This is a genomic window from Janthinobacterium lyxosi, assembly GCF_051380665.1.
In the GTDB taxonomy this organism is placed as follows: Bacteria; Pseudomonadota; Gammaproteobacteria; order Burkholderiales; family Burkholderiaceae_D; genus Janthinobacterium.
Genome location: NZ_JBNYXM010000011.1, coordinates 147,523 through 167,057 on the forward strand (window position 1 = coordinate 147,523; position 19,535 = coordinate 167,057).

Annotated in this window: 21 protein-coding genes and 1 pseudogene; 16 read left to right on the forward strand and 6 right to left on the reverse strand. The window is 63.6% G+C overall.

What is annotated here, in order from left to right; genetic code table 11:
• Nucleotides 1-49 precede the first annotated feature (49 nt).
• Both ACQ4WP_RS14055 and ACQ4WP_RS14060 read right to left on the reverse strand, forming a co-directional pair.
• A complete protein-coding gene (locus ACQ4WP_RS14055; protein WP_426070374.1) occupies nucleotides 50-397 on the reverse strand; it encodes a hypothetical protein in 348 nt (115 codons plus the stop codon).
• A 148-nt stretch (nucleotides 398-545) separates the two neighbouring features.
• Entirely contained in the window at nucleotides 546-1,046 is a 501-nt protein-coding gene (locus tag ACQ4WP_RS14060) for an Lrp/AsnC ligand binding domain-containing protein (protein WP_034754979.1), read from the reverse strand.
• Between the two features lie 104 nt (nucleotides 1,047-1,150).
• Between ACQ4WP_RS14060 and ACQ4WP_RS14065 the strand changes: the two genes are divergently transcribed.
• The 15 genes and pseudogenes from ACQ4WP_RS14065 (at nucleotide 1,151) to ACQ4WP_RS14135 (ending at nucleotide 15,486) form a co-directional block, all read left to right on the forward strand.
• Nucleotides 1,151-2,440 carry a D-amino acid dehydrogenase gene (locus ACQ4WP_RS14065; protein ID WP_436521541.1) on the forward strand — a complete coding sequence of 430 codons (1,290 nt, stop codon included), beginning with the start codon at nucleotides 1,151-1,153 and terminating at the stop codon, nucleotides 2,438-2,440.
• A 13-nt stretch (nucleotides 2,441-2,453) separates the two neighbouring features.
• Complete coding sequence (alr, locus tag ACQ4WP_RS14070; RefSeq protein ID WP_436521543.1) at nucleotides 2,454-3,572, forward strand: alanine racemase; 1,119 nt, start codon at nucleotides 2,454-2,456, stop codon at nucleotides 3,570-3,572.
• An 88-nt stretch (nucleotides 3,573-3,660) separates the two neighbouring features.
• On the forward strand, nucleotides 3,661-4,218 hold the full coding sequence (locus tag ACQ4WP_RS14075) for an NADPH-dependent FMN reductase (protein ID WP_436521545.1): 558 nt from the start codon (nucleotides 3,661-3,663) through the stop codon (nucleotides 4,216-4,218).
• A gap of 141 nt (nucleotides 4,219-4,359) precedes the next feature.
• The gene (locus ACQ4WP_RS14080; protein ID WP_436521547.1) at nucleotides 4,360-5,934 is read left to right on the forward strand and encodes a sensor domain-containing diguanylate cyclase; all 1,575 of its coding nucleotides are present in this window, start codon (nucleotides 4,360-4,362) and stop codon (nucleotides 5,932-5,934) included.
• 116 nt (nucleotides 5,935-6,050) lie between these two features.
• Entirely contained in the window at nucleotides 6,051-6,215 is a 165-nt protein-coding gene (locus ACQ4WP_RS14085; protein ID WP_436521682.1) for a cytochrome d ubiquinol oxidase subunit II, read from the forward strand.
• Nucleotides 6,191-6,576: pseudogene (locus tag ACQ4WP_RS14090) on the forward strand (cytochrome d ubiquinol oxidase subunit II); the annotation flags it as partial. The gene ACQ4WP_RS14085 and the pseudogene ACQ4WP_RS14090, both read left to right, overlap by 25 nt.
• Nucleotides 6,577-6,636: 60 nt before the next feature.
• Nucleotides 6,637-7,182 (forward strand): hypothetical protein, encoded by a 546-nt coding sequence (locus ACQ4WP_RS14095; RefSeq protein ID WP_436521549.1) that lies wholly within the window; start codon nucleotides 6,637-6,639, stop codon nucleotides 7,180-7,182.
• 42 nt (nucleotides 7,183-7,224) lie between these two features.
• Nucleotides 7,225-7,641 (forward strand): hypothetical protein, encoded by a 417-nt coding sequence (locus ACQ4WP_RS14100; RefSeq protein ID WP_436521551.1) that lies wholly within the window; start codon nucleotides 7,225-7,227, stop codon nucleotides 7,639-7,641.
• Nucleotides 7,642-7,756: 115 nt separating this feature from the next.
• Complete coding sequence (locus ACQ4WP_RS14105; RefSeq protein ID WP_436521553.1) at nucleotides 7,757-8,131, forward strand: hypothetical protein; 375 nt, start codon at nucleotides 7,757-7,759, stop codon at nucleotides 8,129-8,131.
• Nucleotide 8,132: 1 nt separating this feature from the next.
• Nucleotides 8,133-9,491 (forward strand): TolC family protein, encoded by a 1,359-nt coding sequence (locus ACQ4WP_RS14110; RefSeq protein ID WP_436521555.1) that lies wholly within the window; start codon nucleotides 8,133-8,135, stop codon nucleotides 9,489-9,491.
• A 2-nt stretch (nucleotides 9,492-9,493) separates the two neighbouring features.
• Entirely contained in the window at nucleotides 9,494-10,876 is a 1,383-nt protein-coding gene (locus ACQ4WP_RS14115; protein WP_436521557.1) for a multicopper oxidase family protein, read from the forward strand.
• Nucleotides 10,877-11,059: 183 nt separating this feature from the next.
• Nucleotides 11,060-12,715 (forward strand): methyl-accepting chemotaxis protein, encoded by a 1,656-nt coding sequence (locus tag ACQ4WP_RS14120; protein WP_436521559.1) that lies wholly within the window; start codon nucleotides 11,060-11,062, stop codon nucleotides 12,713-12,715.
• A 71-nt stretch (nucleotides 12,716-12,786) separates the two neighbouring features.
• Nucleotides 12,787-13,560 carry a transporter gene (locus ACQ4WP_RS14125; RefSeq protein WP_436521561.1) on the forward strand — a complete coding sequence of 258 codons (774 nt, stop codon included), beginning with the start codon at nucleotides 12,787-12,789 and terminating at the stop codon, nucleotides 13,558-13,560.
• Nucleotides 13,561-13,653: 93 nt separating this feature from the next.
• Complete coding sequence (locus tag ACQ4WP_RS14130) at nucleotides 13,654-14,172, forward strand: hypothetical protein (RefSeq protein WP_436521563.1); 519 nt, start codon at nucleotides 13,654-13,656, stop codon at nucleotides 14,170-14,172.
• 15 nt (nucleotides 14,173-14,187) lie between these two features.
• A complete protein-coding gene (locus ACQ4WP_RS14135; protein WP_436521565.1) occupies nucleotides 14,188-15,486 on the forward strand; it encodes an NAD(P)/FAD-dependent oxidoreductase in 1,299 nt (432 codons plus the stop codon).
• Between the two features lie 58 nt (nucleotides 15,487-15,544).
• Here ACQ4WP_RS14135 and lipP1 read toward each other — a convergent pair whose 3' ends face one another.
• Genes lipP1 through ACQ4WP_RS14150 form a run of 3 tightly spaced genes read right to left on the reverse strand, consistent with a single transcriptional unit; the run spans nucleotide 15,545 to nucleotide 18,412 of the window.
• Nucleotides 15,545-16,474, reverse strand: a complete 930-nt coding sequence (gene lipP1 / locus ACQ4WP_RS14140) for a LipP1 family hormone-sensitive lipase (protein WP_436521567.1) — start codon at nucleotides 16,472-16,474, stop codon at nucleotides 15,545-15,547.
• Nucleotides 16,471-17,337, reverse strand: coding sequence for an alpha/beta fold hydrolase (locus tag ACQ4WP_RS14145; RefSeq protein WP_436521569.1), 867 nt, complete (start codon nucleotides 17,335-17,337; stop codon nucleotides 16,471-16,473). Before ACQ4WP_RS14145 ends, lipP1 begins: the two co-directional genes overlap by 4 nt.
• Before the next feature lie 13 nt (nucleotides 17,338-17,350).
• Nucleotides 17,351-18,412: a sugar phosphate isomerase/epimerase family protein gene (locus ACQ4WP_RS14150; RefSeq protein WP_436521571.1), complete on the reverse strand. Its 1,062-nt coding sequence runs from the start codon at nucleotides 18,410-18,412 to the stop codon at nucleotides 17,351-17,353.
• Between the two features lie 140 nt (nucleotides 18,413-18,552).
• Here ACQ4WP_RS14150 and ACQ4WP_RS14155 point away from each other — a divergent pair, with 140 nt between their 5' ends.
• Nucleotides 18,553-19,149, forward strand: coding sequence for a TetR/AcrR family transcriptional regulator (locus tag ACQ4WP_RS14155; protein WP_436521573.1), 597 nt, complete (start codon nucleotides 18,553-18,555; stop codon nucleotides 19,147-19,149).
• A gap of 14 nt (nucleotides 19,150-19,163) precedes the next feature.
• Here the strand turns inward: ACQ4WP_RS14155 and ACQ4WP_RS14160 are convergent, their stop codons facing one another.
• Complete coding sequence (locus tag ACQ4WP_RS14160; RefSeq protein WP_436521575.1) at nucleotides 19,164-19,535, reverse strand: flagellar basal body protein; 372 nt, start codon at nucleotides 19,533-19,535, stop codon at nucleotides 19,164-19,166.

Here is a 19,535-nt window from a genome sequence, read left to right on the forward strand (position 1 = left end):
CGCGGCTGGTGCGTCCGCATGGCTTGCTTGCGTGGCTTACTTGTGCGAACTACTTGCGCGGCTCGTGTATCCTGAATTTCCTGACGATGCCCGCCTGGTCGAACATGACGGCTACTTCGCGCGTGCCTTTTTCGCCCAGCAGGGGGATCAAACGCGTCACGCTGGGCGTTTGCAGCTGGTTCTTGTAGACCCAGACTTCATAGCCTGGGTCAAAGCTGACCACGGTGGCGTTGCCGAGGGCCGCGTCGAGGTCGAGGCGGGTGGTCTTGCCCACCGTGATGTTCTGATAGATGGCGCCGTTGGCCGGCGCGCGGTTGACCTTGTATTCACTGGCGGTGCACATGGCCACGGCCAGGCCCGCGAGGCAGGAAAATGCCAGTTTTATCAATGTGTTCATACGGACTCCCAGTGTGCATCACTGCTTCCAATCTCAGAGGGGACGGGCGTGATGTCAGGATGGGAGTGTGCTTGTGTCGCCACGAATGTGCTACAAGATTATACAAAGGCGCACGATTCGATGCTGCCGGTACTGGCCGGCGGTACTTTTACCGGCTCTGCAATACGTCGGTCGAGAGCGCCAGGGTTTCCTTGATTTCTTCCATCACCACATAGCTTTTCGATTGCGCGGCGCCCGGCAGCTGCAGCAGCATGTCGCCCAGCAGCTTGCGGTACTCGGCCATTTCATGGATGCGCGCCTTGATCAGGTAATCGAAGTCGCCCGACACCAGGTGGCATTCCTGCACTTCGGGAATTTGCAACACTTCGCGGCGGAATTGCTCGAAGGCGGACGCCGATTTTTGATTGAGCGTAATCTCTACAAAGACGAGCAGCTTGGCGCCCAGCGCGGCCGGGTTCACCTTGGCATGGTAGCCCGTGATGACGCCGTCGCGCTCCATGCGCTTGACCCGCTCGATGCAGGGCGTGATGGACAGGCCCACTTGTTCGCCCAGGTCTTTCATCGAGATGCGGCCATCCTGTTGCAGGATGCGCAGGATGTGGCGATCCAGCTTGTCGAGGCCACGTGCCGATTCTTTAAGGATTCTCATGATTTATTGCTGAATATCTCAATTTATACGTGAACAAATACTGGCTCTTTCCCAATATGATAGCGGTTAATCTGGCACTAGCCATAAATATAATTGAGGAAACTATGCGTATTGTGATTCTGGGTAGCGGCGTCATCGGCGTCACCAGTGCTTACTATCTGGCCAAGGCAGGACATGAGGTGACCGTCATCGACCGCCAGCCGGGCCCTGCACTGGAAACCAGCTTCGCGAATGCAGGGCAAATCTCGCCCGGCTACGCCTCGCCATGGGCCGCGCCCGGCATTCCCTTGAAAGCCGTGAAGTGGATGATGCAGCGCCACGCGCCCCTGGCCATCTCGCTCGACGGCAGCGCCGCCCAGCTCAAATGGATGTGGCAGATGTTGCGTAACTGTACACCGGAAGCGTATGCCGTGAACAAGGAACGCATGGTGCGCCTGGCCGAATACAGCCGCGACTGCTTCAAGGTGCTGCGCGCCGAGGCGGGCATCACCTATGAAGGCCGCCAGCAAGGCACGATGCAATTGTTCCGCACTGAAAAGCAATACAACGACGCCGCGAAAGATATCGAAGTGTTGAAAGATGCAGGCGTGCCCTACGAAGTGCTGCAGCGCAACGAGCTGTCGCGCGCCGAGCCGGCCCTCGAAGCGGTGAAAGACAAGCTGTTCGGCGGCTTGCGCCTGCCCAACGATGAAACGGGCGATTGCCAGCTGTTTACCACGCGCCTGTCGGAAATGGCCGTGGCGCTGGGCGTGAAGTTCCGTTATGGCGTGGCTATCGACGCCTTGCTGATGCAGGGCGACGAAATTGCTGGCGTGCAATGTGGCGCGGAAATCGTCAAGGCCGATTCCTATGTGGTGGCGCTGGGTTCCTACTCGACGGGCTTCATGAAGCCGCTGCTGGACATTCCCGTGTATCCGCTGAAGGGCTATTCGATCACCGTGCCTATCGTCAACGCGGCCAAGGCGCCCGTGTCGACCATCCTCGATGAAACGTACAAGATTGCCGTGACGCGTTTCGACGACCGCATCCGCGTGGGCGGCATGGCGGAAATCGCCGGCTACAACCTGGACCTGAACCCGCGCCGCCGCGAAACCCTGGAAATGGTCGTCAACGACCTGTTCCCCGGCGGCGGCAACACGGCCGACGCTACATTCTGGACGGGCTTGCGTCCGATGACGCCGGACGGCACGCCGATTGTCGGCCGCACGCCGCTGCGCAACCTGTTCCTGAACACGGGTCACGGCACCCTGGGCTGGACCATGTCCTGCGGTTCGGCGCAATTGCTGGCCGACCTGATGTCCTCCAAAAAGCCGGCCATCCTGGCAGACGACCTGTCCGTCAGCCGCTACAGCGGCGCGCAGGGCAATGGCAAACTACAACACGCGGTGGCCTGAGATGGCGGCAAGCATGCCTCCAAAGGAACGTAGCGGCGCCATCCTGACGGTGGACCTGGACGCCGTGCGTGCCAACTACCGCTTGCTGCGCGACAAGGCGCACCCGGCCGCCTGCTCGGCCGTCGTAAAGTCCGACGCGTATGGCCTGGGTGCCGCGCAAGTGGGCGCGGCCCTGTATGAAGAGGGTTGCCGCCATTTCTTCGTGGCGCACCTGGAAGAGGGCATCAGCCTGCGCCCGCACGTGGCGCCGGATGCAGAGATCTTCGTGCTGCACGGCCCGCCCGTCGATACGGAAGGCGAATTCACGGCCCACGGCTTGACGCCCGTGCTCAACAGCGAGCCGCAAGTGGCGGGCTGGCGTGCGCATGCCAAGGCATTGGGGAAAACCCTGGACGCCATCATGCAGGTCGACAGCGGCATGTCGCGCATGGGCTTGTCGCCGCGCGAAATCGACGGCTGGCTGCTTGACGCGCACTTTCTTGATGGCATCAAAGTACGCTACATCATGAGCCACCTGGCTTGCGCCGACGAGCGGAGCAACCCCATGAATGGCGAGCAGCTGGCCCGTTTTATCGCCATCCGCGCCCGTTTGCCGCAGTACCGCGCCAGCCTGGCCAATTCCTCGGGCATCTTTTTGTCGCCCGACTATCACTTTGACCTGGTGCGTCCCGGTGCAGCCCTGTACGGCATCGGGCCGCAGGGCGGCGAACCCAATCCCCTGCAATCGGTAGTGCGCCTGCAGGGCAAAGTGCTGCAAACGCGCACGATTGCCGCCGGCGACCACGTGGGCTACAGTCGCCGCTACACGGCCAGCGAGCCGCGCCAGGTGGCAACTGTTTCAGTCGGCTATGCCGATGGCTGGCTGCGCAGCATGAGCAACCAGGGCCTGGCCGTCATCGACGGCGTGAAAGTGCCGCAGATCGGCGCCATCTCGATGGATTCCATCACGCTCGATGTGAGCGCTATCGCCCAGGAACGCGTGGTGCCGGGCAGCCTGGTCGACCTGATCTGCGCCGAACACCCGGTCGACGCCGTGGCGGCCATGGCCAATACCATCGGCTATGAGGTATTGACCAACCTGGGCGGGCGTTATTACCGCGAGTACAGAGGTCTGGCGCAGCCTGCACGCTAAGCAGCGCGAAACCGATGATTGTGTGGCAAGATAGCCTTGGTGTGAGCTTCACTCCAGGGCTTTTTTTCAACCATCATCGGGAATTTCTATGAGTCAATATAACGTTGCTATCATCGTCGGCAGCCTGCGCAAGGATTCCTTCAACCGCAAGCTGGCCGACGCCATCATCAAGCTGGCGCCGCCCGAGTTTTCGTTTAAACATATCGACATCGGTGACTTGCCGCTGTACAACCAGGACGACGATGGCGCGCAGGCCGAGCAGGTGCTGCGCCTGAAAACGGAGATTTCCGACGCGCAAGCCTTGCTGTTCCTCACGCCCGAATACAACCGCTCCATCCCCGGCGTGCTGAAAAACGCCCTCGACCACGGTTCGCGCCCGTACGGCCAGAGCGTGTGGGGCGGCAAGCCGGGCGCCGTGCTCGGTGTTTCCGTGGGTGCCACGGGCACGGCCCTGGCGCAGCAGCATTTGCGCAATGTGCTGGCCTACCTGGACGTACCCCTGCTGGGCCAGCCCGAGATGTTTATCCAGGCCAAGGACGGCCTGTTCGACGAGCATGGCGGCATCGGCCCGGCCAGCCTGGGCTTCTTCCAGGGCTGGATGCAGCGCTATGTGGACTGGGTACGCAAGCACGCCATCCACGCTTGATGCATCAAGGTGGCAGCGTCCTGCGTTGCCGCTTGTACACATTCTTTGATCATTGATGCCAATATTTCAATATTGGCACGGGTGTCTCGGTATAATGCGCCCTTTCTTTAGCGCAATACTTTTCCTATTTCTGCCGACGCCATGTGGACTAAACCTGTTCCGCGCATGAATTTGCGCCGTTTGATCGTGCTCGTAGCCTTTGCCAGCGCCCTGGTGTCCCTGGTCAATACGTTTTACGCCAGCTACAGCGTGCAGCGCCAGTTGCTGATCGATACCACCCTGGAAGCGAACCACGCGTATGCGAGCAAGCTGGCCAGCACTGCCGAGGATTTCCTGCAGTCGGCGCGCCAGCAGCTCGCTTACAGCGCCGGCAGCCTGCCGGCGCGCATGGGCGACGACGCCTGGCTGACGGACGAGGCGCAGCGGCTGCGCCTGCAAACCAACAGCTTCAATTCCGTGCTCATCGTCGATGCCCAGGGCAAGGTGCTGGGCGTGTCGCCGGAAACGCTGACCCTCAAGCACCGCACGCTCGATTCGGCCGGCGCCGTGCAGGCGCTGCGCGAGCGGCGCCCGCTGGTGACGCAGCCGTACATGTCCTCGGCCGGCAACCTGGTAGTCTTCATCTCGCATCCCATCGTCGGCAAGGATGGCCGCTACCTCGGCTATGTGGGTGGCAGCATCTACCTGAAACAGAAAAACATTCTGCACACCATGCTGGGCCAGCATTACTACCGCGACGGTTCCTACCTGTACGTGGTGGACCAGAAGCGGCGCCTGCTATACCACCCGGACCCTACGCGCCTGGGCGACCTGGCCGGCCGTAATGAAGTGATTGATGCCATCATCGCGCAGCAGGGCGGCGGCAACCGGCGCATGCACAACAGCCTGGGCGTGGACATGCTGGCCGGCTACGCCGTCATGCCGTCGACGGGCTGGGGCATCGTGGCGCAGCGTCCGACGGCCATGACGCTGGCCCCGCTGAACCAGCTGATGGTCAATACGGTATGGTATTCGCTGCCGATCGCCTTGCTGAGCCTGCCATTCATCTGGTGGCTGGCCAGCCTGATTTCACGGCCCCTGGTGCAGCTGGCCGAGGGCGCGCGGCGCATGGATGCGCCCGGCACGGCAGAACACATCGCCGCCATCCGCTCGTGGTATGTGGAAGCGGCGCAGATCAAGAAAGCCCTGTTGAAGGGCCTGGCGCTGCTGCAGAACAAGATCGGCAAGCTGAAGACCGACGTGCAGACGGACCCGCTGACGGGCTTGTCGAACCGGCGCGGCATGGCGGCGGCGCTGGACGATTGGCAGGCGCAGGCGCGGCCCTTTTCCGTCATCGCCATCGATATCGACCATTTCAAGCAAGTCAACGACCGCTGGGGCCATGCCGTGGGCGACGACGTCATCCGGTGCCTGGCGCAGCTGATGCGCGCCTGTTCGCGCGATGCCGACGTGCTGTGCCGCAATGGCGGCGATGAATTCATCATGCTGCTGCCCGACGCCGACCTCGACGTGGCCATGCAGGTAGCCGAACGCTTGCGCGCCAAGGTGGCCGCCGCCGTGATTCCCGGCGCGGGCACCATCACGGTCTCGCTGGGCGTGGTCTCGTCGTCGCACGGTAAGCGCAGCACGGACGCCGTGCTGCTGGCCGCCGATGCGGCCCTGTACGTGGCCAAGGAAAATGGACGCAATCGCGTGGGCCTGGCCGAGCCCGCCTGAGACGTTTTTCCGCCGGACCGGTTTGACCTTGTCATTCGGCAAACGTCAAACTGATCCTAGGTTTTCTCCCGATTCTGAGTCTGTTATGTTGGATCACCCTGACGCTGTTCATCGTCATTTATTTTGCCGTCTTCGGCAAGGGCATCGGCAGCCTGCATCCGTTTTTTCAGGAGAAGAGCGAGTGCGACGTGATGATGAATACGGCCGCGCCCGTCTGGGATGGGAATGGAACCTGGCTGCTGCCGGGCGTGATTGCCTCATCAGCCTGTGGACGCCGCTGATCGATCCAGCCATCGCCGCGCGCTGGTTTGCGCTACCACAACCTGTGTGCTTCCTGCCCGTGCCGCTGCTGGTACTGAGCGCGGGCTGGTTGCTGCTGCGGTCCCTGCGGCAGGGGCGGCAGGGGCGCCGTTCCTGTGCGCCTTGGTGCTCTTCCTCCTCGGCTATACCGGCCTGGGCATCAGCGTGTGGCCGTATATCATCCCGCCATCGGTCTCGATATGGGAGGCGTCGTCGCCGCTGCAAAGCCAGGGCTTTACCCTGGTGGGGGCGCTGTTCATCATTCCCGTGATCCTGATGTATACAGTGTGGTCATATTATGTGTTTCGTGGCAAAGTCCGGCCGGAAGATGGATATCACTGATGAAACAATTTGAACAGGGACAACAATCATGGTGGAAACGACTGGTCTGGATGGCAGCTGATGCCGGACGCACTATTGCCTGGCGTGCGCGCCGTGCAGTGCCAGGTCGATGGCCAGCTGCACCCGCTGGCCTTCCTCGGCTGCCGCGAACTCAACTATGGCCAGCGTTGCGCGCTGCCGCTGCACCCGTTCCGCCTGAGCGTGCCGGAAACGGCGCTGGCGGGCCTGCTCGACGCACCCTTCAACAGTTTCCTGCTGACTTGCCGCGAAGACGACCTGCAGTACGAGGAAAGCGACTTGCCCGAACTCAAGGACGCGGGCTACCCGGACATCACGGCCATGCTGGCGGGCCACCGGCCGCTGTTGGCCGGGATGCTGCTGGACTTCATGATCGGCGACTTGCTGGCCGCCATCGGGCGCGCCAGCGGCTACCGGCCACCGCGTGCGCGCCACTGGGGCGATGTTGAGGCGGCCGATGGCCGCGCCTATTTCACCATCAATGGCGTGCAGCAAGTGTCGTTTGCCGATGGCCAGGTCCTGTTCGAAGGGCAGGGCTACTACGGCGTGTACGTCATCTGGCTGACGCATGGCAACGAAGGCAAATAGGGACTTGACCTTCCTCGTGTGGGAAGGTTTATAGTCCATGCCATGAACCGTGCCTTTTTCCGCTTTCTTGCCCGCTCGCTGCTCTGGCTGCTGGCCGTCACGCTGCCCTTGCAGGGCTTTGCGTCGGCCATGCGCAGCTGCTGCGTGGACGAGCTTGCGGTTGCTGTCACGGTCGCCGTCGAGGCAATGCAGGCGCCCCAGTGCCATGACATGGCCGACATGCAGATGGCGGACCAGCCGATGAAAATGGCCATGGACGATGGTGGCGCCACGCACCATGGCCACGATTGCAGCAACCATGGCGCGTGTACCGTGGGCGCCACGGCGCCGCCCGGCATGCCCGCCTTGCAAGCCTTGACCCTGCGCGCGCCGCCACCGGCGCTGGCGCCCGATTCCCTGTTTGCCGGGCATATCCCGCTTGGTCCCGAACGTCCCCCGAGAAGCACGCGCTCCGCCTGACCGCCCGTTGAACCTGGCGGTGCGGCTACTGCACGTCCGTCGCGGCCGTGCTTGCCGCACTCCGACGTTCCACCTGCGCGCCCGCCGCGCCCTACCCTGTCAATCAAGGAATACCATGAAATACCTGTTCAGCCTCGCGCTGGCGGCGCTGCCGCTGGCCGCCAGTGCCGCCAGCCCGGCCGCATCGACGCCTGCCCCATCCGCCCCGCAAGAGGCGCAAGCTCCCGTGCCGGCCACCACCTACCGCTCCGCCTTCGCCGGCTACCGTCCCGCCGCCGAAGACGACGCCACGCCCGACCAGGCCTGGCGCCCCCTCAACGAGAAAGTCGGCAAGGCCGGCGGCCACATGGGCATGATGAAGATGGATGGCCACAAGATGGAAGGCCATCAGATGAAGGGCCACGCCATGCCGATGCAGCATGCCACGCCCATGCCCACTGCCAAACCGCCCGCCCAGCCCACCCCGCAACATCAGCATGAAGGACACTGACATGGCCAGTTTCACAAAATCAACTTGCCTGACGCCGCTGGCGCTGGCGGCCGTCTTGCTGCTGGGCGGCTGCGCCAGCTTCAGCCCGGATGGCGGCATGCAGACGGTGTCCACGCTGGCCGACGTCCGCACGGGCGCCCCCGCAGCGCTGGCGGACAAGGGCGGCGAGGAAAAATTGGCTACCCTGCTGGCCCAGCCCCTGGACGCCGACAGCGCCGTGCGCATCGCCCTGATGAACAACCACGGCTTGAAAGTGGCGCTGGCCGAACTGGGCGCGTCCGAGGCGGACCTGGTGCAGGCGGGACGCTTGCGCAATCCGGGCCTGTCGTTCGGCCGCTCGCATGGCAGCCACGGCAATGAAATCGACCGCGGCGTCAGTTTCGACCTGGCCGGCCTGCTGACCATGCCTCTGCGCGTCAACATCGAGAAGGGCCGTTTCGAGCAGGCCAAGCTGCAGGCCGCCATCAGTGCAGTGCAGCTGGCGTCCGATACGCGCCGTGCCTACTTCAACGCCGTGGCCGCCGTGCAGACGGAAGCTTTCATGCAGCGGGCGCTGCTGTCGGCCGAGGCGGGCGCCGAACTGGCCACGCGCTTGCAGCAGGTGGGCAACTGGAGCCGCCTCGACCAGGCGCGCCAGCAAGTGTTTTATGCGGACGCCGTCGGCGACCTGGCGCGCGCACGCCACCAGGCCACCGCCACGCGCGAGCACCTGACGCGCTTGCTGGGCCTGTGGGGCAAGCAGACGGCTTTCACTTTACCGTCGCGCCTGCCCGACTTGCCGGCCCAGGCGGTGGACGCCGACAATATCGAGGCGCAGGCGATGGAGCAGCGCCTCGACGTGCAGATGAGCAAACTCGACGCGCATGCCACGGCCGACGCGCTGGGCCTGTCTAAGGTGACGGGCTTCATCAATGTGCTCGACGTGGGCTATACCAACAAGAGCAGCAGCGAGGCGCCGCGCGAGAACGGCTATGAGGTGTCCCTGGAGTTGCCCCTGTTCGACTGGGGCTCGGCGCGCAATGCCAAGGCGCAAGCCTTGTACGAGCAGTCGCTGCAGCGCACGGCGGGCACGGCGGTGCGGGCCCGCTCCGAAGTGCGCGAGGCGTATTCCAGCTACCGCACGGCGTATGACCTGGCGCGCCACTATCGCGATGAAGTCGTGCCGTTGCGCAAGACCATCTCGCATGAAGTTTTACTGCGCTACAACGGCATGCTGGCCAGCGTATTCGAACTGCTGGCTGATGCGCGCGAGCAGGTCGCCAGCGTCAACAGCGCCATCGACACCCAGCGCGATTTCTGGATCGCCCAAACGGCATTGCAATCGGCCATCAATGGCAGCGGCCCTGCCGACAAGGAATAATGATGATTACACGTAGAAACTTTTTCATGAATGCGGGCGCTGTCGCCTTGAGCGCCGCGGCCGTCAGCCGCGTGGGTGCGGCATCGTTGCCGGAAGCCGTCAGCATGGCCGGCGCGGAAACAAAAGCGCCGCCACCGCCGCCGAACGGGCGGCCATTCAACCCCGTCGTCACCCTGAATGGCTGGTCCTTGCCTTGGCGCATGAACAACAACGTCAAGGAATTCCACCTGGTGGCCGAACCCGTCGTGCGCGAACTGGCGCCCGGCATGCAAGCCAACCTGTGGGGCTACAACGGCCAGTCGCCCGGTCCCACCATCGAAGTGGTGGAAGGCGACCGTGTGCGCATTTTCGTCACCAACAAATTGCCGGAACACACCAGCGTGCACTGGCATGGACAGCGCTTGCCCAATGGCATGGATGGCGTCACGGGCCTGACCCAGCCGGGTATTCCTCCCGGCAAGACCTTCGTGTATGAATTCGTTGCCAAGCGCCCCGGCACCTTCATGTATCACCCGCATGCCGATGAAATGACGCAGATGGCCATGGGCATGATGGGTTTCTGGGTGACGCATCCGAAAGACCCGAATTTCATGAAGGTGGACCGCGATTTCGTCTTTTTGCTGAGCAACTACGACATTGATCCCGGCAGCTACACGCCGAAGATCATGACCATGACGGATTTCAATCTGTTCACCTTCAACAGCCGCGTCTTCCCCGGCATCGACCCCATGGTGGTGCGCCAGGGCGACAAGGTGCGCGTGCGCGTGGGCAATCTGACCATGACCAACCACCCGATCCACATGCATGGCCATGAATTCGAGGTGACGGGCACGGATGGCGGCTGGACCCGGCCCGAATCGCGCTGGCCCGAGGTCACCACGGACGTGGCCGTGGGCCAGATGCGCGCCGTCGAGTTCACCGCCACCGACCTGGGCGACTGGGCTTTCCATTGCCACAAGTCGCACCACACGATGAATGCCATGGGGCATGACGTGCCGACCATGATCGGCGTCGACCACCAGGGCGTGGCCGCGAAGATCAACCAGCTCGTGCCCGGCTACATGGTGATGGGTGAACGGGGCATGGCCGACATGGGCGAGATGCAGATGCCGATCCCCGACAACACCTTGCCGATGATGGCGGGCGACGGCCCGTTCGGCGCCATCGGCATGGGCGGTATGTTTACCACGGTGAAGGTGCGCAAGGAGCAGAAACCGGGAGACTACCGCGACCCGGGCTGGTACAAGCACCCGGCCGGCAGCGTGGCCTATGAATGGACGGGAACCCTGCCGGAACCGGTGCGCGGCCAAGGCACGGGCAAGTTGCCGGCCAAGGGCGGCGTGGAAATGACGGTGCGCAAGCCTGCCGGCCACAGCGGGCATTAATTTCCGGCATCACCGGAATGACGGCGAACGGCTTGCTAGCATGGCAAGCCGTTTTGCATGTTGTTGTACATCAAGGAATTATTGTTTGGTGACAATCCGAGCATTTTTTTCCGTGTTTTTTCTTTATATTCAAGCCAGTACGCTCCAGTTGCATCGAGTATAGGCAAGTCTACGGGAGAAATCATGTTGAACCGGATGAAGGTGGGAACGCGCTTGCTGGCGGCATTTTTCTGTGTCGCGCTGATGGGGGCCATCGTGGCCGGCATCGGCATCTTCAACATGGGCAAGATCGATACCATGGCGGGGCAGATGTACAACAGTGAGTTGCTGGGCTTGTCGCACATCAAGGAAGCCAATATCGCCTTGATCAAGGTGGGTCGCGCCCGTAGCAATTTCTTGCTGGCCAGCACCGCCGAGGAGCGCGCCACGCGCCAGGCCGACATCGCCAAATTCCTCGAGTTAAATAAAAGCTACCTGGCCAAGGCGCAACCGCTGTTCGTCACGCCGGCCGCCAAGGAGCTGTTTGCCCGTTTTGCCGCCGTCGAAGCGGACTATATTGTCACCATGCAGCAGGCGCTGGCGCTGGCCGCGGCCGAGCCGCTGGCCCAGCGCAGCGCGCAACTGATCGATCTGCTCAACAAGACGCGGTTGCATGCCGACGAACTCGACGGTGTGCTGGATAAACTCTCGCAGCAGAAAGAAGAGCGCGCCAAGGCAGCTTCCGAGCAGGCGTCGGGCGTGTACCAGGCCAGCCGCAGCTTCATGATCGCGCTGGTGCTGGGCAGCATGGCCGCTGGCCTGGCGCTGGGGGCGCTGATCACGCGCGGACTGACGCGCCAGCTGGGCGGCGAACCGGCGTATGCCGTCAAGATCGCCGGCGCCATCTCCGAGGGCGACCTCACCGTGGATATCCGCACGGCCAGCCACGACAGCGCCAGCTTGCTGTTCGCCATGAAAACCATGCGCGACAAGCTGGTGGGCATCGTCAGCCAGGTGCGTTCGGGCACGGACACCATCAACACGGCTTCCGGCGAAATCGCCCAGGGCAACCTGGATTTGTCGTCACGCACGGAAGAGCAGGCCAGTTCGCTGGAAGAGACCGCTTCATCGATGGAACAGCTGACGTCGGCCGTGCGCCAGAACGCGGACAATGCGCGCCAGGCCAATGCGCTGGCCGGCGCCGCTTCCGATGTGGCCGGCAAGGGCGGCGCCGTGGTGGGGCAGGTGGTGCAGACGATGGAATCGATCAATGCCTCCTCGCGCAAGATCGTCGACATCATCAGCGTCATCGACGGCATCGCCTTCCAGACCAACATCCTGGCCTTGAACGCGGCCGTGGAAGCGGCCAGGGCGGGCGAGGAGGGGCGCGGTTTCGCCGTCGTGGCGTCCGAAGTGCGCAACCTGGCGCAGCGCTCTGCCAGTGCGGCCAAGGAAATCAAGACCCTGATCGGCGACTCCGTCGAGCAGGTGGAAATCGGTTCCAGGCTCGTGCATGACGCGGGCAAGACCATGGACGAAGTGGTCATCAGCGTGCGCCAGGTGGCCGACATCATGCAGGAAATCACGGCCGCCAGCGCCGAGCAGAGCGCCGGCATCGAGCAAGTCAACCAGGCCGTGCTGCAAATGGACCAGGTGACGCAGCAGAACGCGGCCCTGGTGGAGGAGGCGGCCGCTGCCGCCGAAGCGCTGCAAGACCAGGCGCAGACCTTGACGGAACTGGTGGGCGTATTCCGCCTGCATGCCCAGGCCGAGCGCATCGCCGTGGCGCCGGCCAGCAACGTCACGCCACTGCACCGGCCGGTGCCCACGGCCAGGCAGGGCGTGCGGCGCTTGGCTTGACGGCGCAACACGGACGCATGGGCTTGGTGGTAGGCTGTCGCTATTGCGCGTGTGCCACTTCCGGGTCTTCCATGTCTGCTCCTTGCTTGCCGTCGTTGAGTTTCTCCCTGCTATGGCTGTCCTTGGCGCCATTGGCGCAGGCGCAGGAGGGCGATGCCGTCCTGCCTTACCGGCCTTCCGTGGCCAGTCCCGCCCAGCTGCCCGTGCCGGGCCAGCTGGAGTTCGAGGCTGGCGGCCTGCTGTCGAAAACGGATGACACGCGCCGCGCCAGCCTGCCCTACACCTTCAAACTCGCGTTCACGCCCGAATGGGGCGTGCTGCTCGAAGGCGAGGGTTTTGTGCGCGCGCGCGATGAGACGGGCCGGCGCGAAACGGGCGTGGGCGACACGACGGTTGTGCTCAAGCGCGCTTTCGTGCTCGACAGCGCCACGGCGCTGGGCCTGGAACTGGGTTGGAAGTTGCCGACGGCCAAGGACGCCATCGGCAGCGGCAAGAGCGATGTCACGCTGAACGGCATTTTCAGCCGCGACCTGGGCGCCGTGCACATGGACGCCAACCTGAACGCCACGCGCCTGGGGGCTTCCGACCCTGGCACGGGCAGGGTACAAACGGGCTGGGCGGCCTCCTTTTCCACGCCCGTCAGCATCCGCTGGGGTGCCACGGCGGAAGTGTCGGGCACGCGTTTGCGCGGTGCGCCGGCCACGGCGCAGTTGCTGCTGGCGGCCACTTACAGTCCCACGCCACGGCTGGCCATCGATATCGGCATGGCGCGCGGCTTGACGGCGTCGTCGCCGGATTGGTCACTGTTCAGCGGCCTGGTCGTGCCTTTGGGCATGCTGTGGTGAGTTTGCCACGGCGCTCCTTATGTGTCCTTGCGAACAAACCAGCCGGCGCACAAGGTCTACAATCAAGACATAACTGATAAAAGGAGTGTCCCCATGAAAACCCTGATTCTTGCCGCCGTCTTGCTGTCGGCCGCCACCGCCGCTGTTGCCCAGGTCGGCGTCTCCGTCACTGTCGGCCAGCCCGGCTTTTACGGACGCATCGACATAGGCGACTATCCCGCGCCGCAATTGATCTACGCCCAGCCCGTCATCGTGCAGCGCCCGCAATACTATTCGGCCCGCCCCATCTACCTGCGCGTGCCGCCCGGCCATGCGAAACACTGGTCCAAGCACTGCCGCAAGTATAATGCCTGTAACCAAGAGGTCTATTTCGTCCAAGATAGTTGGTATAACAACCAATATGTGCCCCGCTATCGCCAGCAGCATGGCGACCATGGCCGTCCCGATTACGGCGACCGCGGCCGTCATGACGACAAGCATGACAAGCACTTCGACAAGCATGATGACAAGCGCGACAAACATGAAGGCAAGCGTGACAAGCATGACAACAAGCCGGGCAAAGGCCATGGCAATGGCAATGGCAATGGCAATGGCAACGGGCACAGGGATTAACAATCAGGAGGATCTTTGCATAGTAAAATCGTTATCGTAGGCGGCGGCGCAGGCGGCCTGGAGCTGGCCTGCAAACTTAGCCGCAAGCTCGGCGCCGGCCAGGTGACCCTGGTCGACAGCCGCCTGTACCATATCTGGAAGCCGTCGCTGCATGAAGTGGCGGCCGGCACCCTGGACATTCATCAAGAGGGTCTGTCATACCAGATGCTGGCGCATGACAATGGTTTTACCTATGTCTATGGCCCCTTGATCGCGCTCGACGCGGCGTCGAACAGTCTCACCGTGGGCGCCATCGCTACCGACAAGGATGAGCAATTGCTGCCGCAACGGCAAATCCATTATGACCAGCTGGTGCTGGCCGTGGGCAGCACCTCGAATTACTTCGGCGTGCCCGGCGCCAAGGAAAACACGATTTCCCTGAATGCGACGGAAGACGCCGAACGTTTCCGTTTGACCCTGTTGAAACTGCTGGCCATGGCCGAGCAGCGCCAGGGCGATGCGGGCCATCCCGGTGTCGACATCGTCATCATCGGCGGCGGCGCCACGGGCGTGGAGCTGGCGGCCGAATTGCGCGAAGCGAGCGGTGTGTATGCCGCGTACGGTTTCCAGAATCTCAACGCCATCAAGGATGTGCGCATCAGCCTGCTCGAAGGGGCGCCGCGCATTCTGGCGCCGCTGCCCGAGCGCGTCTCCATCGCCGCCTCGAAACTGCTGCACAAGCATGGCATCAGCGTGGTGACCGATACGCGCGTCACCACGATCGAAGCCGACAAGGTGACGGTGGCCAGCGGCACCAGTTATGCGGCCGACATCTGCGTCTGGGCCGCCGGCATTCGCGCGCCGGAATTCCTGTCGACGTTGGGCTTGCCGACCAATCGCGCCGGCCAGCTGGAAGTGACGGGCATGCTCAATGTGCAGGGCCATGCGAATATTTTCGCACTCGGCGACTGCGCCGCATGCATGGGGCCGGATGGCAAGCTGGTGCCGCCGCGCGCCCAGGCTGCCCACCAGCAAGCCGATTACCTGCTGAAAACCTTCCTGCTGCAAGCCAAGGGCAAGCCGCCGCAAACGAAACCGTATGCATACCTGGACTATGGTTCGCTGGTGTCGTTCGGCCGCACCACCTCGGTCGGCACCCTGATGGGTTCGCTGAAGGGCCTGAGCTGGTTTGTCGAAGGCTTCGTGGCCCGCATGATGTATGTCAGCCTGCATCTGATGCACCACAACGCCGTGCTGGGCAGCGTGCGCACGGCCGTCATGGCCATGGGCCGTTTCCTGATCAAGCGCAGCACGCCGCAGGTCAAGCTGCATTGATCAAGCCACACTAAGCGGTGTGCGCCGGATAAAACAAGGGGCCTTGCGGCCCCTTGTTTTATCCGGCCAGCGCTTGCCGCATGGCCTGGCCCGCCACGTCGAACAGGCCGCGCGCCGCTGGCGTCAGGCCCAGCATGTGCATCGATGCATGGATCATGCCGTCGAGCTGCACGCATTGCGCCGCCACGCCGTCATCGCGCAAACGCCGCGCATACGCCGCGCCTTCGTCATGCAGCGGATCGAATTCGCATACCAGCACGGTCGCCGGCGGCAAGTCCTTGAGCGACGCTGCCCGCAGGGGCGCCGCGTAGGGCTGCGTGCCGTCGGCCGGCTCGTTCAGGTACGCCGACCAGCAAAAGCGCATGGCTTCGCGCGTCAGCGAATGGCCATCCGCATAGCGCTGGTAGGATGGCGTGTCGAAGGCAAAATCGAGCGCCGGGTACAGCAGCAGCTGGTGCGCCAGCGCGGGGCCGGCCTGGTCGCGCGCCATCAGTGCCGCTGCCGCGGCCAGGTTGCCGCCCGCACTGTCGCCGCCCACGGCCAGGCGCTTCACGTCGATGCCCAGCGCCGCCCCATGCTGGGCGACCCAGCACAGCGCAGCGTAAAAGTCGTCCAGCGGCACGGGGAACTTGTGCTCTGGCGCCAGCCGGTAGTCGACGGAAAAAATCACGCAGCCGGTGGCGTTGGCCAGCGCGCGGCACGGATTGTCGTACAGGTCCAACGAACACAGACACCAGCCGCCGCCATGCGCGAAGACGATGGCGGGCAGAGGCTTGCCCGTGTCCGCGCCAGCCGGCACATAGGCGCGCACGGTGAGCGCATGTTCGCCCGGCAGCACGTAATCCTTGATCGAGGCGACGTCTTCCAATGGCCCGTGCAGCTGGCGCAGCCCCGTTTCCGTGGCGGCGCGCAGGTCTGCCAGCGAGGCGGGCGGCGGCGCATCGTTTGCCTGTGCCAGGAAAGCCGCTACTTGCGGGTCCAGACTCATGCCGGCTCTCCCGCCAGGAAGGGCAGCAGGTGGGCAATGAACGCTTCCGGCTGTTCTTCCATGATGAAGTGCCCGCATTCGGCGACGATGGCGCCTTGTAAAATGTCGGCCTTGCCCTGCATGGTCAGCAGGGGCGCGTCATTCGTCGCGTGGTCGGCGCCGATGGCCAGCACGGGCATCGGCAGGCTGTGTTTTGCCCGTTCCAGGTTTTGCCGGATGGTTTCGGGAATGGCGCGGTAGTAGGCAAAGCCCGCGCGCAGGGCGCCCGGCGTGGCGTAGGCATCCGCATACACATCGACGGCCACCTTGTCGCGGCGGTACGACCAGCGGTCGAAAATGAAGCGGATGTATTCGCGCTCCTTGCCCGCCGTGAGCATTTCCGGCAAATCGAGCACCTGGTTGAACATGAAGTGCCACAGGAAGATGTTGTCGGACGGCGCGACAAAAATGGGCGGCGCCGGTGCCAGGCCGGGAATGACGGCTTCCGTCAGCGCCAGTTTCGTCACCGCCTGCGGGAAATCGCTGGCCAGCGCATAGCCGACCCACATGCCGATGTCGTGACCGGCGACATCGTACTGCATGTGGCCGAGGGCCAGCATGGCCTTGTGCAGGGTGGCGGCGATGGCGCCCGTGTCGTAGCCACCGGCCGGGCGGCTGGAGTGACCGCTGCCTGGCGGGTCGATGGCGATGGCCTGGTAGCCATTGGCGGCCAGGGCTGCCATCACGTGGCGCCAGGCATACCAGGTCTGCGGCCAGCCGGGAATCAGGAGCACGGGTTTGCCTTCGCCGGCAATGACGCAATGCAGGCGCTGGCCGTCGATGCGGACGTAATCATGTGTAAATTCGTGGGTAAAATCGTTCATGGGGTTTCCTTGTTTAGTTGTGCTCGATGCCCAGCAGGGTATTGATCTGTTGCGCGCTGACGGGGGCGCCGGCGAAGTCGTCGAAAATTTTTCCGGTCACGGGAATGATGTGGGCATTGATGAAGGCCACGCCTTCGCGCGCACCTACCTCCTGGTCCTTCAGACAGCATTCCCATTCCAGCGTGGCCCAGCCCGCGTAGTCGTTCTGCGCCATCTTCGAAAAGATCGCCTTGAAATCGACCTGGCCATCGCCCAGCGAACGGAAACGCCCGGCGCGGTTTTCCCACGACTGGTAACCGCCATAGATGCCTTGCCGTCCCGTCGGATTGAACTCCGCATCCTTCACATGGAACATGCGGATGTGCTCCTTGTAGATATCGATGAATTCCAGGTAGTTCAGCTGCTGCAGCACGAAGTGGCTGGGGTCGAACAGCATCTTGCAGCGCGGATGGCGGCCCACGCGTTCATAAAACATCTCGAAGCTGATGCCGTCATGCAGGTCTTCGCTGGGGTGGATTTCGTAGCACAGGTTGATGCCCTGTTCCTCGCACACGTCGAGGATGGGCAGCCAGCGGCGCGCCAGTTCGTCGAAGGCTGCCTCGATCAGGCCGGGCGGGCGCTGCGGGAACGGGAACAGATATGGCCAGGCGAACGAGCCGGAAAACGTGCCCATGTCGGTCAGTCCCAGGCGTTTCGAGGCCATGGCCGCCAGCTTGACCTGCTCGATGGCCCACTCGGTGCGCGCCGCCGGCTGGCCGTGCAGGTGGGCTGGCGCGAAGCTGTCGCATAGCGCGTCGTAGGCCGGGTGCACTGCCACCAGCTGGCCGAGGATGTGCGTCGTCAGTTCGCTGATGACCAGGCCATGGCCGGCCAGCATGGCGACGAGGTCGTCGCAATATGCCTGGCTGTGGGCGGCCTGCGCCACGTCGAACAGGCGCGCATCCCAGGCGGGAATCTGCAGGGCCTTGAAGCCCATGCCGGCCGCCCACTCGGCGATGGCGGGCAGGGTATTGAAGGGCGCCGTGTCGGCGGCGAATTGTGCCAGGTGCAGGCTGGGTCCTTGGATGGTTTTCATATCGGCTCCTATTGTTTGTCGATCGACAAAGAATAGGCGAAATTTATTGCGCGGTCAAGGCGTAACTGCAAAATAAAGTGCAAACGCGCTGCCGGCGCCAGGCGTTATACTGGCCGCCAGTTTGCAAGCAGAGGACAAAAATGGCAGGAAGACCGAGGGAATTCGACCGCGCGATGGCGCTGGCAAAAGCGCGCGACGCATTCTGGACGCGCGGCTACGAGGGTGTGTCGATGGCCGACCTGGTGGCGGCGCTGGGCATTGCCTCGGCGCGCATTTATGCGGCGTTCGGCTCGAAGGAACAGCTGTTCCGCGAAGCCGTGGAGTTGTACGAGTCGGGCGAGGGCGCGTTCGCCGTGCATGCGCTGGCCGCCAGGCTGAATGTGCGCGAGGCGGTGGCGCGCATGCTGGAAGAAGCCGTGCTGCTGTACACGCGCAGCGGCCAGCCGCAAGGCTGCATGGTGGTGACGGCCGCCACGAATACGAGTGCGGAAAACGCCGGCATCGCCGACTGGCTGGCGCAACATCGCCGCGCGCGCACGCAAGCCGTCATCGAGCGCTTGCGCGCGGCGCAGCTGGCGGGAGAGTTGACAGGGGAAGCCGACGTGCAGGCGCTGGGCGATTATTATGCGGCCTTGCTGCATGGCCTGTCGGTGCAGGCGCGCGACGGCATTCCCGCCGAGCGGCTGCTGGCGCTGATTCAGCCTGCCATGGCGCCGCTGGCGCTGGCTATGATGTAGATAGTCTCAGAACTTCAAGTCTTGATGTCGATCAGGCTGCCCAAGGCCTGGTCGGCTGCCTTGACGACATTCGCCGACAGGTTGAAACCGGCCTTGTAGACCAGGTTGTCCGTCAGTTCGGACGCCAGGCCCACGCCGTTCGGCCGGCTTTCAGCCGCCTTGGCCGCATTTGCATTGGCGCCGCTGACGCTTTCGCTGGCGGCCAGTTTGCGCCCTTCGACGGAGAGCGTGACGCCCGCGCCGGCCGGGCTGGCCTCCTGGAAGTTGGCCGATTGCGGCTGGAAGCCTGGCGTATTCGCATTCGCGATATTGTTGGCGGCCACATCCAGCGCGCGCTGGTTGGCGGTCAGCCCCGAGGTACCGGTGGTGAGGGCGGATATGGACAT